Source organism: Luteibacter sp. KNZ12-1A, assembly GCF_056755675.1.
Genome location: NZ_JBPGXU010000091.1, coordinates 1 through 15,955 on the forward strand (window position 1 = coordinate 1; position 15,955 = coordinate 15,955).

A 15,955-nucleotide genomic window follows, 5' to 3' on the forward strand; every position below is an offset into this window, starting at 1 on the left:
TTCCCGATCGCGATGGACGAAGGCCTGCGTTTCGCGATCCGCGAAGGCGGTCGTACCGTCGGCGCCGGCGTCGTCTCCAAGATCAACAAGTAAGAAGACAAGCGATGCCGGTCCTTCGGGGCCGGCACCCGGTCGCGGGGCGGGTGGGTCGTAGACCGCCCGCTTTCGCGGTTCCACTGTTTTATTTGTACGCCAGTAGCTCAATTGGCAGAGCAGCGGTCTCCAAAACCGCAGGTTGGGGGTTCGAGTCCCTCCTGGCGTGCCACTCTTGAGTGCGCATGAATACGAAGGCACAAGAAGCCAAGGGTTTGGGCCCGGCCGACATCGGCAAGCTGGCGCTTGCGCTGGTCGTGCTTGCCGCAGGCATCGTCGGTTTCTACTATTTCAGCGATAACCCGAACGTGCCGTCGTTTGCGCGCGTTGCCGGTGTGCTCGTCGCTGTCGCGGCCGCCCTGGCGATCGGCGCCTTCACGGCCCCGGGTCGCAAGCTGCGCGGCTTTGTCGCCGAATCGCAGTTCGAGTTGCGCAAGGTCGTCTGGCCGTCGCGCGACGAAACGTTGAAGACCACCGGCATCATCATGGTGGTCGTCGTCATTCTTTCGCTGTTGATGGGGCTGATCGACTGGTTGCTGAAGTCGCTCGTGCTCGATTGGCTGTTGAAACTCGGACATTGAGGTAAGGCATGAGCAAGCGCTGGTACGTGGTTCACGCCTATTCGGGGTTCGAGCAGCAGGTTCGCAAGGCCCTCGACGAGCGCGTCAAGCGCGAGGGCATGGAAGAGAAGTTCGGTGAGATCCTGGTTCCGACCGAGGAAGTCATCGAGATGCGCGGCGGCCAGAAGCGTCGCAGCGAGCGCAAGTTCTTCCCGGGTTATGTCCTGGTCCAGATCGAGACCGATACCAGCGGCAAGACGCCTCGTATCGACGACGAATGCTGGCACCTGGTCAAGGAGACCCCGAAGGTCATGGGTTTCATCGGCGGTACCGCCGACCGTCCGCACCCGATCCGCGACAGCGAGGCGGAGGCCATCCTGAGCCGCGTCCGCGAGGGTGTCGAAAAGCCCCGTCCGAAGGTTCTCTTCGAGCCGGGCGAGATGGTTCGCGTCACTGACGGCCCGTTCAACGACTTCAACGGCGTGGTCGAGGAAGTCAACTACGAAAAGAGCCGCCTGCGCGTCGCGGTGCTCATTTTCGGTCGTTCTACCCCGGTCGAGCTCGAGTTCGGCCAGGTGGAGAAGGCCTGACGGTCTTCTGGCTGGCCCCGGCCAGCCCATTCGGCATGGGGTTTGCTTAACCCGGGCCGGACGCCTATAATGCCCGGTTCACGCTGGAGTCTTGTGCTCCGGCGTGTCCGTGTTTCAGGGGTTCGCAGGCGCGGCCCTACCACTTCCACGGACGGTCTACAGCGAGGAGCCGCAAGGCGCTAGCACTCGCGAGGAAAGATAAATGGCAAAGAAAGTCATTGGTTACATCAAGTTGCAGGTGAAGGCCGGCCAGGCGAACCCGTCGCCGCCGGTCGGTCCGGCGCTCGGTCAGCGCGGCCTGAACATCATGGAGTTCTGCAAGGCGTTCAATGCCGCCACGCAGAAGCTCGAGCCGGGTCTCCCGATCCCGGTCGTGATCACGGCTTATTCGGACCGTACCTTCACCTTCATCACGAAGACCCCGCCGGCCTCGATCCTTCTCAAGAAGATCACGGGCGTGGCGAAGGGCTCGCCGAAGCCGAACACCGACAAGGTGGGCAAGGTCACCCGTGCCCAGCTCGAGGACATCGCGAAGCAGAAGGAGCCGGATCTCACGGCGGCCGATCTGGATGCCGCCGTGCGTACGATCGCCGGCAGCGCGCGTTCCATGGGTCTGGTGGTGGAGGGTTAAGACATGGCAAAGCTCACGAAGCGTATGAAGGCCGCCACGGCCGCCGTTCAGCCCGGCAAGACCTACGGTCTCGACGAGGCACTGAAGATCGTCAAGGACAACGCCAAGGCGAAGTTCGCCGAGTCGGTCGACGTCTCGGTCCGCCTGGGCATCGATGCGAAGAAGTCGGACCAGGGCGTGCGCGGCTCGTCGCTGCTGCCGCACGGCACCGGCAAGACCGTTCGCGTCGCCGTGTTCGTCCCGGCCGGTGAGAAGGCCGACGCCGCCCTCGCGGCTGGCGCCGACGCCGTCGGTATGGACGACCTCGCCGAGAAGATGCAGGCGGGCGATCTCAACTACGGCCGCGTCATCGCCACGCCGGACGCGATGCGCGTCGTCGGCAAGCTCGGCCAGGTGCTCGGTCCCCGTGGCCTGATGCCGAACCCGAAGGACGGCTCGGTCACCGCCGACGTCGCCACGGCCGTCAAGAACGCCAAGGCCGGCCAGGTCAAGTTCCGCAACGACAAGGGCGGCATCATCCACGCCACCATCGGCAAGGCGAGCTTCGAAGCCGCCCAGCTGGCGGACAACCTGAACGCGCTGATCGCCGATCTGCTGAAGGCCAAGCCGGCCGCGGCGAAGGGCCAGTACATCCAGAAGGTGTCGCTGTCGAGCACCATGGGCGTGGGCGTGCCGGTCGATACCTCGACCGTGAACACCTCGACCAAGTAAGCAAGAGTTACGACCCTCGCCGGCCAGGCCGGCGGGGGCACGTTTTTGAGGGCAGCTCCGGTTGCAATACCGGGGCAGCCGTCAAAGACCGTAGGCGCGAGCAGCGCGCGACGGCGACGAGCAGGGAGCTCGTGTTGGCAAGGAAACGCCGTCGTCGGTAGCGGGTTCGCTTAATCGGATGCCTCTTCGGATCCGGCCTGCGTAGATGGTGCAGCCCCTTCTGGCATTCGTTTCGAATCTGGAAAGGCCACCACCCGGGACCCCGCGTCCCCGACGTCAGGACGATGTCGCCCAGGACCGCAAGCGGCAGGAGTCGTGAGCGGAGTTCAATTGGAGGAGTGCAATGGCTCTCAATCTGTCTCAGAAGCAAGAAGTAGTCGCCGAGCTGGCAGAAGTCGCCGCGAAGGCTCACTCCTTGGTCGCCGCCGAATACGCGGGCACCACGGTCTCCCAGATGACCGAGATGCGCAAGAAGGCTCGTGAAACGGGCGTGTTCCTGAAAGTTGTCAAGAACACCCTCGCCGCACGCGCCGTGGCCGGTACCGAATTCGAGGTCGTCAAGGACGCTCTCGTCGGTCCGCTGCTCTATGCGTTCTCCACTGAGGAACCGGGCGCCGCAGGCCGCCTGATCAAGGAATTCGCGAAGACCAACGACAAGCTCAAGACGAAGGTCGTGTCCGTGGAAGGCAAGCTCCTTCCCGCCGCCCACGTCGACGTGCTTGCCTCGCTGCCGACCCGTCAGGAAGCGCTGGCCATGCTGGCTCGCGTCCTCAACGAGCCGGTCACGATGTTCGCGCGCGCCGTCAAGGCCGTTGGCGAGAAGCAGGGTGGTGGCGAAGTCGCCGCCGAAGCCCCGGCCGAAGCCTGATTCGTCGACTTATTTCCATAAGACCCCATTTCAGAAGGTAAGAAACAATGTCCACCCTGACCACCGAACAGATCGTCGAAGCCATCAAGGCCAAGTCCCTGATGGAAATCATGGAGCTGGTGAAGTCGATCGAAGACACCTTCGGCGTCTCGGCTGCCGCCCCGGTTGCCGTCGCTGGCCCGGCCGCTGCCGGCCCGGCTGCCGAAGCGCAGACCGAGTTCGACGTGATCCTGAAGTCCGCCGGCGACAAGAAGGTCGACGTGATCAAGGCCGTCCGCGCCATCACGGGCCTGGGCCTGAAGGAAGCCAAGGACCTCACCGAGGCCGGCGGCGTCGTGAAGGAAGCGGCTTCGAAGGAAGATGCCGATAAGTTCAAGAAGGATCTCGAAGCTGCCGGCGCCACGGTCGAACTCAAGTAATCGGCGCCTTGCGCGCCAGCTGTTCGACATAGCGTCAAGTGAGCCTGGGGGCGTAAGCCCCCGGGCTTTGGCCGTTCCAGGCCGGGTTCCACGTTCCATGTCCGTTGTTGCTCCGTCGGAAATGGGACATCGGGAGTCGAGGGCAGCGATGCCCTGCGGTACGAATCTCGATCTCCGATTTTCGATTCATCCGATTTTGATCGACCCATTACTGAACCGAGGCGGTACCCACCATGACCTACTCGTTTACCGAGAAGAAGCGCATCCGTAAGGATTTCGGCAAGCGTCCGCCCGTGCTGGGCGTGCCCAACCTGCTGACGATCCAGACCGACTCGTACAAGGAATTCCTGCAGGAGCAGGTCAACCCCAAGCAGCGTGAAGACAAGGGCCTGCATGCCGCGCTGAAGTCGGTGTTCCCGATTTCCAGCTATTCCGGCAACGCAGCCCTCGAATACGTGGACTACCGGCTCGGCGAGCCGGCGTTCGACGAGCGCGAGTGCCGCAACCGCGGCATGACGTTCGGCGCGCCGCTGCGCACGACCGTCCGCCTGGTCATCTACGACAAGGACAGCCCGGCGTCCAAGAAGGCCGTGAAGTACGTGAAGGAGCAGGAGGTCTACATGGGCGAGATCCCGCTCATGACCGAGACCGGCACCTTCATCATCAACGGCACCGAGCGCGTCATCGTCTCGCAGCTGCATCGTTCGCCGGGCGTGTTCTTCGATCACGACCGCGGCAAGACGCACAGCTCGGGCAAGCTGCTGTTCTCCGCCCGCGTGATTCCCTACCGTGGCTCCTGGCTCGACTTCGAGTTCGACCCGAAGGATGCGCTGTTCACCCGTATCGATCGTCGCCGCAAGCTGCCGGTGACCGTGCTGCTGCGCGCGCTCGGCTACACGAACGAAGAGATGCTTCAGATCTTCTTCGAACACAACGTGTTCCACCTGGGCAAGAAGGGCGGCGTCACCCTCGACCTCGTCGCCGAGCGCCTGCGCGGTGAAACGCTCTCGTTCGATCTCGTGATCGACGGCAAGGTGCTGGTCGAAGCCGGCAAGCGCATCACCGCGCGCCATGTTCGCCAGCTCGCCAGCGAGAAGATCACCACGCTCGAAGTGCCGGACGACTACCCGGTCGGCCGCATCGTCGCGATCGACATGGTCGACAAGGACACCGGCGAGATCATCGCCGCGGCCAACGACGAACTGACGGCCGAGCACCTGGAACGCTTCCGCAAGGCCGGCATCGAGACGGTGCCGACGCTGTACGTGAACGATCTCGATCGTGGCGCGTACATCTCGAACACGCTGCGCATCGACAACACGCGCACGCAGCTCGAGGCCCTGGTCGAAATCTACCGGATGATGCGCCCGGGTGAGCCGCCGACCAAGGACGCCGCGCAGAACCTGTTCTTCAACCTGTTCTTCACCTTCGACCGCTACGACCTCTCGGCCGTCGGCCGCATGAAGTTCAACCGTCGCGTCGGCCGCAAGGACGTCATCGGCCCGGGCGTGCTGTACGACCACAAGTACTTCGCCGAGCGCAAGGAAGACGAGTGCCAGCGCCTGGTCGCGGAGCAGGGTGAAACCTCCGACATCCTCGACGTGCTGCGCGTGCTGATCGACATCCGTAACGGTACCGGCACGGTCGACGACATCGATCACCTGGGTAACCGTCGCGTGCGTTCGGTCGGCGAAATGGCGGAGAACACCTTCCGCATCGGTCTCGTCCGCGTCGAGCGCGCGGTTCGCGAGCGCCTGTCGCTGGCCGAATCCGAGGGCCTGACCCCGCAGGAACTGATCAACGCCAAGCCGGTCGCGGCGGCGGTGAAGGAGTTCTTCGGCTCGTCGCAGCTCTCGCAGTTCATGGACCAGAACAACCCGCTGTCCGAAGTGACCCACAAGCGCCGCGTGTCGGCGCTCGGACCGGGCGGCCTGACCCGTGAGCGCGCCGGTTTCGAAGTGCGCGACGTGCACCCGACCCATTACGGCCGCGTCTGCACCATCGAAACGCCGGAAGGTCCGAACATCGGCCTGATCAACTCGCTGGCCGTGTACGCCCGCACCAACGCCTATGGCTTCCTCGAGACGCCGTACCGCAAGGTCGAGAACGGCAAGGTCACCGACAAGGTCGACTACCTTTCCGCGATCGAGGAAGGCGATCACGTCATCGCGCAGGCGAACTCGCCGCTGACGAAGGAAGGCAAGTTCATCGAGGACTTCGTCTCCTGCCGTTTCCGTGGTGAATCCGAGCTGCGTCCGTCGGCCGAGATCAACTACATGGACGTCTCGCCGATGCAGACCGTGTCGGTCGCCGCGGCGCTCGTCCCGTTCCTCGAGCACGACGACGCCAACCGCGCGCTGATGGGCGCGAACATGCAGCGCCAGGCCGTTCCGACCCTGCGCAGCCAGAAGCCGCTCGTCGGCACGGGTATCGAGCGCGCCGTGGCGCGTGACTCGGGCGTGACCGTGTCGGCCCGTCGTGGCGGCGTGATCGACCAGGTCGACGCGGCCCGTATCGTCGTGCGCGTCAACGAAGCCGAAGTCGGCGACGACGATGCCGGCGTCGATATCTACACGCTGACCAAGTACACCCGCTCCAACCAGAACACCAACCTCAACCAGCGTCCGCTGGTGAACGTGGGTGACGTGGTGGCGGTGGGCGACACGCTGGCGGACGGTTCCTCGACCGATCTCGGCGAGCTTGCGCTCGGCCAGAACATGCTCGTCGCGTTCATGCCGTGGAACGGCTACAACTTCGAAGACTCGATCCTGATCTCCGAACGCGTGGTGCAGGAAGACCGCTACACCTCGATCCACATCGAGGAGCTGACCTGCATCGCCCGCGACACCAAGCTCGGCGCCGAGGAAATCACCGCGGACATCCCGAATGTCGGCGAGCAGGCGCTCGCGCGCCTGGACGAGTCCGGCATCGTGTACATCGGCGCGGAAGTGAAGGCGGGCGACATCCTCGTCGGCAAGGTCACGCCGAAGGGCGAAAGCCAGCTCACGCCGGAAGAGAAGCTGCTCCGCGCGATCTTCGGCGAGAAGGCCTCGGACGTTAAGGACAGCTCGCTGCGCGTGCCCCCGGGCATGGACGGCAATGTCATCGACGTGCAGGTCTTCACCCGCGATGGCATCGAGAAGGACAAGCGCGCCAAGCAGATCGAAGAGACCGAACTGAAGCGGATCCGCAAGGATCTCGACGACCAGTTCCGCATCCTCGAGGGCGCGATCTACGCCCGCATGCGCTCGCAGCTGGTCGGCAAGACCGCGATGAGCGGCCCGGGTGGCCTCAAGCGCGGCACCACGATCGACGACGCCTACCTGGACGGCCTGAAGAAGGACGACTGGTTCAAGATCAACGTCAAGGAAGAGGAAGTGTCCGAGTTCCTCGAGCGTGCGGCCGAACAGGTCAAGCGCCACAAGGAGAACTTCGATAAGCGCTTCAAGGAGAAGCAGGGCAAGATCACCCAGGGCGACGACCTCGCGCCGGGCGTGCTCAAGATGGTCAAGGTCTACCTGGCCGTCAAGCGCCGCATCCAGCCGGGCGACAAGATGGCCGGCCGCCACGGTAACAAGGGTGTCGTGTCGATGATCGTTCCGGTCGAGGACATGCCGTTCTCCGCCGACGGCCGTCCGGTCGACATCGTGCTGAACCCGCTGGGCGTGCCTTCGCGTATGAACATCGGCCAGATCCTCGAGGTTCACCTCGGCTGGGCGGCGAAGGGTCTCGGCCACAAGATCGAGGCGATGATCCAGGCCAACGAGAAGCCCGCCAAGCTGCGCGAGTTCCTCGACGAGGTCTACAACCACGGCAACGCCGGTGCGGAAGGCGCGGTGCGTCACGTCGACCTCAAGTCGATGTCCGACCACGAGATCGTCTCCCTGGCGAACAACCTCTGCGACGGCGTGCCGATGGCGACGCCGGTGTTCGACGGTGCCGAGGAGTCCGAGATCAAGCACATGCTCAAGCTCGCCGACCTGCCGGAATCCGGGCAGACGGTGCTCTTCGACGGCCGTACCGGCGAGGCGTTCGATCGCCCGGTCACCGTCGGCTACATGCACATGCTGAAGCTGAACCACCTCGTCGACGACAAGATGCACGCGCGTTCGACGGGACCGTACTCGCTCGTTACCCAGCAACCGCTGGGCGGCAAGGCGCAGTTCGGTGGCCAGCGCTTCGGCGAAATGGAAGTCTGGGCGCTGGAAGCGTATGGCGCCGCGTACACCCTGCAGGAAATGCTGACCGTCAAGTCGGACGACGTCCAGGGCCGCAACCAGATGTACAAGAACATTGTGGACGGCAACCACGAAATGGCCGCGGGCATGCCGGAATCCTTCAACGTACTCGTGAAGGAAATCCGCTCGCTCGGCATCGACATCGAACTCGAAGAGATCAAGTGATCGTCGCGGCTACCGGAGATTACGCATGAAAGACCTGCTCAATCTGTTCAACCAGCAGCGACAGACGCTGGATTTCGACGCGATCAAGATCGCTCTGGCTTCGCCGGAGTTGATCCGCTCGTGGTCGTACGGCGAAGTGAAGAAGCCGGAAACCATCAACTACCGCACGTTCAAGCCTGAGCGTGACGGCCTGTTCTGCGCGGCCATTTTCGGTCCCATCAAGGACTACGAATGCCTGTGCGGCAAGTACAAGCGCATGAAGCATCGCGGCGTGGTCTGCGAGAAGTGCGGTACCGAGGTCACCCTGGCCAAGGTCCGTCGCGAGCGCATGGGCCACATCGAACTGGCCAGCCCGACCGCGCACATCTGGTTCCTGAAGTCGCTGCCTTCGCGCATCGGCCTCATGCTGGACATGACCCTGCGTGACATCGAGCGCATCCTGTACTTCGAAGCCTTCGTGGTGATCGATCCGGGCTTGACCGCGCTCGAGCGCGGCCAGCTGCTCAGCGAAGACCAGTACCTGGAAGCCACCGAAGAGCACGGTGACGAATTCGACGCCCGCATGGGTGCCGAGGCCGTCTACGAGCTGCTGAAGAGCCTCGACCTGCCGGGCGAAGTCATTCGCCTGAAGGAAGAGATCTCGTCGACGAATTCCGAGACCAAGCTGAAGCGCCTCACCAAGCGCGTGAAGCTGATCGAGGCGTTCCTCGAGTCGGGCAACAAGCCGGAATGGATGGTCATGACCGTCCTGCCGGTGCTGCCGCCCGACCTGCGTCCGCTCGTTCCGCTGGACGGCGGCCGCTTCGCGACCTCCGACCTCAACGACCTGTACCGTCGCGTCATCAACCGCAACAACCGCCTGAAGCGCCTGCTCGAACTCGCCGCGCCCGACATCATCGTGCGCAACGAGAAGCGCATGCTGCAGGAATCGGTCGATGCGCTGCTCGACAACGGCCGTCGAGGCCGTGCCATCACCGGCACGAACAAGCGCGCGCTGAAGTCGCTCGCGGACATGATCAAGGGCAAGCAGGGCCGCTTCCGCCAGAACCTGCTCGGCAAGCGCGTCGACTACTCGGGCCGTTCGGTCATCGTGGTCGGCCCGACGTTGCGCCTGCACCAGTGCGGCCTGCCGAAGAAGATGGCGCTCGAGCTGTTCAAGCCCTTCATCTTCGCCAAGCTGCAGGCCCGTGGTGAAGCCACCACGATCAAGGCCGCGAAGAAGCTCGTCGAGCGCGAGGAAGCGCAGGTGTGGGACATCCTGGAAGACGTGATCCGCGAACATCCGGTCATGCTCAACCGTGCGCCGACCCTGCATCGCCTGGGTATCCAGGCGTTCGAGCCGGTCCTCATCGAAGGCAAGGCGATCCAGCTGCATCCGCTCGTGTGTACGGCGTTCAACGCCGACTTCGACGGTGACCAGATGGCCGTGCACGTGCCGCTGTCGATCGAGGCGCAGCTCGAAGCCCGCGCCCTGATGATGTCCTCGAACAACATCCTGTCGCCGGCGAACGGCGAGCCGATCATCGTGCCGTCGCAGGACGTCGTGCTCGGCCTGTATTACATGACCCGCGAGCTGATCAACGCGAAGGGCACCGGCATGGTGTTCGCGAACGTCGGCGAAGTGCGTCGCGCGTACGACAACCGTGCGGTCGAGCTGCACGCGAAGGTGAAGGTGCGCGTGCGCAGCGTGGAAACCGTCGATGGCGAGCGCGTCGAGCGCCTCGTCCTGGTCGATACCACGGTGGGTCGCGCCCTGCTCGCCGAGATCATCCCGGAGGGCCTGCCCTTCGCGCTGGTCAACACCGAGCTGACCAAGAAGAACATCTCGCGCCTGATCAACCAGAGCTACCGCCTGCTCGGCCTGAAGGAATCGGTCGTGTTCGCCGACAAGCTGATGTACACCGGCTTCCGTTTCGCGACGCGCGCCGGTATCTCCATCGGTATCGACGACATGAAGATCCCGGCCGAGAAGAAGGGCATCCTCGAGGAAGCCGAGAAGGAAGTCGTCGAGATCCAGGAGCAGTACCAGTCGGGCCTGGTGACCGCCGGCGAGCGCTACAACAAGGTGGTCGACATCTGGTCGCGTACCAACGAACTCGTCGCCAAGGCGATGATCGACGGTATCGGCACCGAGAAGGTGCAGGACGCCGACGGCAACACGGTCAACCAGAAGTCGATGAACTCGCTGTACATCATGGCGGACTCCGGCGCGCGTGGTAGCGCGGCGCAGATTCGTCAGCTGGCGGGCATGCGCGGCCTGATGGCCCGTCCGGACGGCTCGATCATCGAGACGCCCATCAAGGCGAACTTCCGCGAAGGCCTGAACGTCCTGCAGTACTTCAACTCGACCCACGGTGCCCGTAAGGGTCTCGCGGATACCGCGCTGAAGACCGCGAACTCCGGTTACCTGACCCGTCGCCTCGTCGACGTGGCACAGGACGTCGTCATCACCGAGCACGATTGCGGCACGGAAGACGGTGTGCTGATGTCGCCGATCGTCGAAGGCGGTGACGTGGTCGAGCCGTTGCGCGAGCGCGTGCTCGGTCGCGTCGTGGTCGAGGACGTCTACGCCCCGGGCGATGACGACCAGCCGATCGTGACCCGCGACACGCTGCTCGACGAGTACCTGGTCGACCAGCTCGACAAGGCCGGCGTGCAGCTGATCAAGGTCCGTTCGCCGATCACCTGCCGTGCCAGCCATGGCGTGTGCGCCCTGTGCTACGGCCGCGACCTCGCTCGTGGTCACCTGGTCAACATGGGCGAGGCCGTGGGTGTGGTCGCCGCGCAGTCGATCGGTGAGCCGGGTACCCAGCTGACGATGCGTACGTTCCACATCGGTGGCGCGGCGTCCCGTGCCGCCGCGGTGGACAACGTGACGGTCCGCACGACCGGCGCGCTGAAGTTCAACAACCTGAAGTCGGTCGAGCATTCGCAGGGTCACCTGGTCGCCGTCTCGCGTTCGGGTGAAGTGAGCGTCATCGACGCCAACGGCCGCGAGCGCGAGCGTTACAAGGTGCCTTACGGCGCGACCATCGCGGTGAAGGACGGCGACCCGGTCAAGGCTGGCCAGACCGTCGCGAACTGGGATCCGCATACCCACCCGATCGTCACGGAAGTGGCCGGCGTGGTCCGCTTCATCGACTTCATCGATGGCGTGACCGTGCAGTCGCAGACCGACGAACTGACCGGCCTCGAGTCGGCGGTGGTCACGGATCCGAAGCGTCGCGGCACGCAGGCGAAGGACCTGCGCCCGATCGTCCGCCTGGAAGACAGCAAGGGCCGTGAGCTCAAGCTGCCGGGCACCGACATCGCGGCCCAGTACTTCCTGCCGGCCGGTGCGATCGTCTCGATCCAGAACGGTGCCGAAGTGGGCGTGGGCGACGTCGTCGCCCGTATCCCGCAGGAAACCTCGAAGACCCGCGACATCACGGGTGGTCTGCCGCGCGTCGCCGACCTGTTCGAAGCCCGCAAGCCGAAGGAGCCGGCGATCCTCGCGGAGCGCTCGGGTATCGTCAGCTTCGGCAAGGACACCAAGGGTAAGCAGCGCCTGATCATCAAGGACGTGGACGGCAACGAGCACGAGGAGCTGATTCCCAAGTGGCGCCAGGTCATCGTGTTCGAGGGCGAGCACGTGGAGAAGGGCGAAACCGTCGTCGACGGCGAGCCGAATCCGCATGACATCCTGCGCCTGCTGGGTGTCGAGCCGCTGGCCTCGTACCTGGTCAAGGAGATCCAGGACGTCTACCGCCTGCAGGGCGTGAAGATCAACGACAAGCACATCGAAGCGATCATTCGCCAGATGCTGCGCAAGGTCGAGATCACCGAGCCGGGTGACAGCACCTACCTGCGCGGTGAGCAGGTCGAGCGCGTCCGGATCAACGAGGAAAACGAGCGCGCCGAGAAGCGGGGCGAGCGTCGGGCCGAGTTCGAGTCGGTCCTGCTGGGCATCACCAAGGCCTCGCTGGCCACCGAGTCGTTCATCTCGGCGGCTTCGTTCCAGGAAACCACCCGCGTCCTCACCGAGGCGGCGGTCCGTGGCACCCGGGATACGTTGCGTGGCCTGAAGGAAAATGTTATTGTTGGGCGGCTAATCCCTGCGGGTACGGGTCTGGCATACCACGCTTCGCGTCGTAGCCAGGGCGGACTGACGGCCTCGGAGCTGGAAACCCTCTCGGGTTCTTCGGCACCGGCTGTCACGTTCGAAGAGGCTCCCGCCGGGTCCAACGATAGCGCCGAGTAAGGCCCGTACCCGGGTTTTGCTCGTACATACGAAATGAGGCGCAAGGATGCGCCTCGTGTTCGGAATCAAGGACGATGGGCGCTGGCCCGCTTCGCGGGCGGCGCACGTCAACAACGCTTCTCTGGCGGGCCGATCTATCGGTCTGCCTTTATGTTTCTCAGGAATAGCTTCGCATGACGACAGTCAACCAGTTGGTGCGCAAATCCCGCAGCCCGAAGGCGTACAAGAGCGCCTCGCCGGCCCTGCAGAGCAGCCCGCAGCGCCGCGGGGTGTGCACGCGCGTTTATACGACCACTCCGAAGAAGCCGAACTCGGCGCTGCGTAAGGTTGCCAAGGTGCGCCTGACCAACGGTTTCGAAGTCATCAGCTACATCGGTGGCGAAGGTCACAATCTGCAGGAGCACTCGGTGGTCCTGATCCGCGGCGGTCGCGTCAAGGATCTCCCCGGTGTGCGTTACCACACGGTTCGCGGCAGTCTCGACTGCGCCGGCGTGACCAAGCGTCGCAAGTCGCGCTCGAAGTACGGCGCCAAGCGCCCGAAGAGCTGAGTAGAGGACAAGAATTATGTCGCGTAAAGGTTCCCATCCCGCCCGTGTGGTCCTCCCGGACCCGAAGCACGGAAGCCAGCTGATTGCCCGTTTCATCAATATGGTGATGAAGTCCGGCAAGAAGTCCGTCGCTGAAGCCATCGTCTACGGCGCCCTGCAGCACATCGGCGAGAAGAACGCCGAGCCGGTGCAGCTCGTCGAGAAGGCCCTGGGCAATATCGCCCCGGCCGTCGAGGTGAAGTCCCGCCGAGTCGGCGGTGCCACGTACCAGGTGCCGGTCGAAGTCCGTCCGGGCCGTCGCATGGCTCTCGCCATGCGTTGGGTGATCGACGCGGCGCGCAAGCGCGGCGAGACGTCCATGCCGCGCAAGCTGGCCGCCGAACTGCTCGAAGCCTCGGAATCCCGTGGCGGCGCCGTCAAGAAGCGCGAAGAGACGCATCGCATGGCTGAGGCCAACAAGGCCTTCTCGCATTACCGCTGGTAATTACAGCTCCAGATTGAGGAAAGACCGTGGCACGCACTACGCCCATCGAGCGCTACCGCAACTTCGGCATCATGGCTCACATCGATGCCGGCAAGACCACGACCACGGAGCGCATCCTGTTCTACACCGGTGTCAGTCATAAGATTGGCGAGGTGCACGACGGTGCCGCTACGATGGACTGGATGGAGCAGGAGCAGGAGCGCGGCATCACCATCACTTCCGCCGCCACCACGGCGTTCTGGAAGGGCATGGATCGTTCGCTGCCCGAGCATCGCTTCAACATCATCGACACCCCGGGACACGTCGACTTCACCATCGAAGTGGAGCGTTCGCTCCGCGTTCTCGACGGTGCGGTGTTCGTTCTCTGTGCCGTGGGTGGCGTGCAGCCGCAGTCGGAAACCGTGTGGCGTCAGGCCAACCGGTACAAGGTGCCGCGCCTTGCGTTCGTCAACAAGATGGACCGCACCGGCGCGAACTTCTACAAGGTCATCGACCAGCTGAAGAGCCGCCTTGCCGCCAACCCGGTGCCGATGCAGGTGCCGATCGGTGCCGAGGACAACTTCGAGGGCGTCGTCGACCTCCTCAAGATGAAGGCCATCAAGTGGGACATGGAGTCCCAGGGCATGAAGTTCGAATACGTCGAGATTCCCGCCGAGCTCCAGGCCAAGGCCGAGGCCGATCGTACGGCCATGATCGAGGCCGCGGCGGAAGCCACGGAAGAGATGATGGACAAGTACCTCGGTGGCGAAGAGCTGACCGAAGCCGAGATCATCGAAGGCCTGCGCCTGCGCACGCTGAAGAGCGAGATCATCCCGGTCTTCTGCGGTACGGCGTTCAAGAACAAGGGCGTCCAGGCGATGCTCGACGCGGTCGTCAATCTCCTGCCGTCGCCGCTCGACCGTCCGCCGGTCGAAGGCATCGACGAAGACGAGAAGCCGGACACCCGTGAAGCCAAGGACGATGCGCCGTTCTCCGCCCTCGCGTTCAAGATCATGACCGATCCGTTCGTCGGCGCGCTGACGTTCTTCCGTGTCTACTCCGGCACGCTGAACGCCGGCGACCAGGTGTACAACCCGGTCAAGTCGAAGAAGGAGCGCATCGGCCGCATCCTGCAGATGCACGCCAACGAGCGTCACGAACTGAAGGAAGTCCGCGCTGGCGATATCGCCGCGGCGGTCGGCCTGAAGGACGTCACGACCGGTGACACGCTGTGCGCGCAGGATCACATCATCACGCTCGAGCGCATGTCGTTCCCCGAGCCGGTGATCTCGATGGCGGTCGAGCCGAAGACCAAGTCGGACCAGGAAAAGATGGGTATCGCCCTCAGCCGCCTGGCTGCGGAAGATCCGTCGTTCCGCGTCCGTACGGATGAAGAGTCCGGCCAGACGATCATCTCGGGCATGGGCGAGCTTCACCTGGACATCCTGGTGGACCGCATGCGTCGCGAGTTCAACGTCGAAGCCAACGTCGGCAAGCCGCAGGTGGCTTATCGCGAAACGATCCAGGCGTCGGACGTCAAGTCGGACTACAAGCACGCCAAGCAGTCGGGTGGTAAGGGTCAGTACGGTCACGTCGTGATCGAACTGTCGCCGATCACCGCGGCCGACCGTGCGGACGAGAAGATTGCCGCCCAGATCAAGGACGACTTCCTCTTCATCAACGACATCACGGGTGGTGTGATTCCGAAGGAATTCATCCCGTCGGTCGAGAAGGGCCTGCGCGAGACGATCACGTCGGGTCCGCTGGCTGGCTTCCCGGTCGTGAACACGAAGGTCAAGCTGGTCTTCGGTTCCTACCATGACGTCGACTCGTCCGAAATGGCGTTCAAGCTCGCTGCCTCGATGGCGTTCAAGCAGGGCTTCGCCAAGGCGAACCCGGTTCTGCTCGAGCCGATCATGAAGGTCGAGGTCGTGACGCCGGAAGATTACGTCGGTGACATCATGGGCGATCTGAGCCGCCGTCGCGGCATGCTGACCGGCCAGGACGACACGCCGTCGGGCAAGACCATCAACGCGATGGTTCCGCTCGGTGAGATGTTCGGCTACGCCACCACGATCCGCTCGTTGAGCCAGGGTCGTGCGATGTTCACGATGGAATTCGATCATTACGATCCGGCGCCGAAGAATGTCGCCGACGAGGTCATGAAGAAGTCCTGATAAGGGCTTCTTCTTTAAACATACAACGTTCTTTTAGAGGTTTAGAGTCATGGCAAAGGGTAAGTTCGAGCGTAAGAAGCCGCACGTCAACGTCGGCACCATCGGTCACGTCGATCACGGCAAGACCACGCTGACGGCTGCGCTGACGAAGATCGGCGCCGAGCGCTTTGGCGGCGAGTTCAAGGACTACGGTTCGATCGACGCGGCGCCGGAAGAGAAGGCGCGCGGTATCACGATCTCGACCGCGCACGT

Annotated in this window: 13 protein-coding genes and 1 tRNA gene; all 14 read left to right on the forward strand. The window is 63.8% G+C overall.

What is annotated here, in order from left to right; all coding sequences use genetic code 11:
- The coding region (locus ACR9ZJ_RS15375; protein WP_481288229.1) for an EF-Tu C-terminal domain-related protein at positions 1–93 on the forward strand (93 nt) is incomplete at its 5' end.
- A gap of 96 nt (positions 94–189) precedes the next feature.
- Positions 190–265 (forward strand) — tRNA-Trp (locus tag ACR9ZJ_RS15380).
- 13 nt (positions 266–278) lie between these two features.
- Positions 279–674 carry a preprotein translocase subunit SecE gene (gene secE / locus ACR9ZJ_RS15385; RefSeq protein WP_481279545.1) on the forward strand — a complete coding sequence of 132 codons (396 nt, stop codon included), beginning with the start codon at positions 279–281 and terminating at the stop codon, positions 672–674.
- An 8-nt stretch (positions 675–682) separates the two neighbouring features.
- Positions 683–1,243 carry a transcription termination/antitermination protein NusG gene (nusG, locus tag ACR9ZJ_RS15390; RefSeq protein WP_306849827.1) on the forward strand — a complete coding sequence of 187 codons (561 nt, stop codon included), beginning with the start codon at positions 683–685 and terminating at the stop codon, positions 1,241–1,243.
- A 202-nt stretch (positions 1,244–1,445) separates the two neighbouring features.
- Positions 1,446–1,874: a 50S ribosomal protein L11 gene (rplK, locus tag ACR9ZJ_RS15395; RefSeq protein WP_306849829.1), complete on the forward strand. Its 429-nt coding sequence runs from the start codon at positions 1,446–1,448 to the stop codon at positions 1,872–1,874.
- Between the two features lie 3 nt (positions 1,875–1,877).
- Complete coding sequence (gene rplA, locus ACR9ZJ_RS15400) at positions 1,878–2,585, forward strand: 50S ribosomal protein L1 (RefSeq protein ID WP_306849831.1); 708 nt, start codon at positions 1,878–1,880, stop codon at positions 2,583–2,585.
- A 343-nt stretch (positions 2,586–2,928) separates the two neighbouring features.
- A complete protein-coding gene (rplJ, locus tag ACR9ZJ_RS15405; RefSeq protein WP_306849834.1) occupies positions 2,929–3,453 on the forward strand; it encodes a 50S ribosomal protein L10 in 525 nt (174 codons plus the stop codon).
- A 47-nt stretch (positions 3,454–3,500) separates the two neighbouring features.
- Positions 3,501–3,872 (forward strand): 50S ribosomal protein L7/L12, encoded by a 372-nt coding sequence (gene rplL, locus ACR9ZJ_RS15410; protein ID WP_090059106.1) that lies wholly within the window; start codon positions 3,501–3,503, stop codon positions 3,870–3,872.
- Between the two features lie 233 nt (positions 3,873–4,105).
- The gene (gene rpoB, locus ACR9ZJ_RS15415) at positions 4,106–8,275 is read left to right on the forward strand and encodes a DNA-directed RNA polymerase subunit beta (protein WP_426285404.1); all 4,170 of its coding nucleotides are present in this window, start codon (positions 4,106–4,108) and stop codon (positions 8,273–8,275) included.
- 25 nt (positions 8,276–8,300) lie between these two features.
- A complete protein-coding gene (rpoC, locus tag ACR9ZJ_RS15420; protein WP_371023359.1) occupies positions 8,301–12,515 on the forward strand; it encodes a DNA-directed RNA polymerase subunit beta' in 4,215 nt (1,404 codons plus the stop codon).
- A 173-nt stretch (positions 12,516–12,688) separates the two neighbouring features.
- Positions 12,689–13,063 (forward strand): 30S ribosomal protein S12, encoded by a 375-nt coding sequence (gene rpsL, locus ACR9ZJ_RS15425; RefSeq protein ID WP_036115505.1) that lies wholly within the window; start codon positions 12,689–12,691, stop codon positions 13,061–13,063.
- A gap of 16 nt (positions 13,064–13,079) precedes the next feature.
- Positions 13,080–13,547 (forward strand): 30S ribosomal protein S7, encoded by a 468-nt coding sequence (gene rpsG / locus ACR9ZJ_RS15430; RefSeq protein ID WP_090059100.1) that lies wholly within the window; start codon positions 13,080–13,082, stop codon positions 13,545–13,547.
- A gap of 26 nt (positions 13,548–13,573) precedes the next feature.
- Positions 13,574–15,703, forward strand: a complete 2,130-nt coding sequence (gene fusA, locus ACR9ZJ_RS15435; protein WP_481279546.1) for an elongation factor G — start codon at positions 13,574–13,576, stop codon at positions 15,701–15,703.
- A gap of 49 nt (positions 15,704–15,752) precedes the next feature.
- The coding region (locus ACR9ZJ_RS15440; RefSeq protein WP_481288228.1) for a GTP-binding protein at positions 15,753–15,955 on the forward strand (203 nt) is incomplete at its 3' end.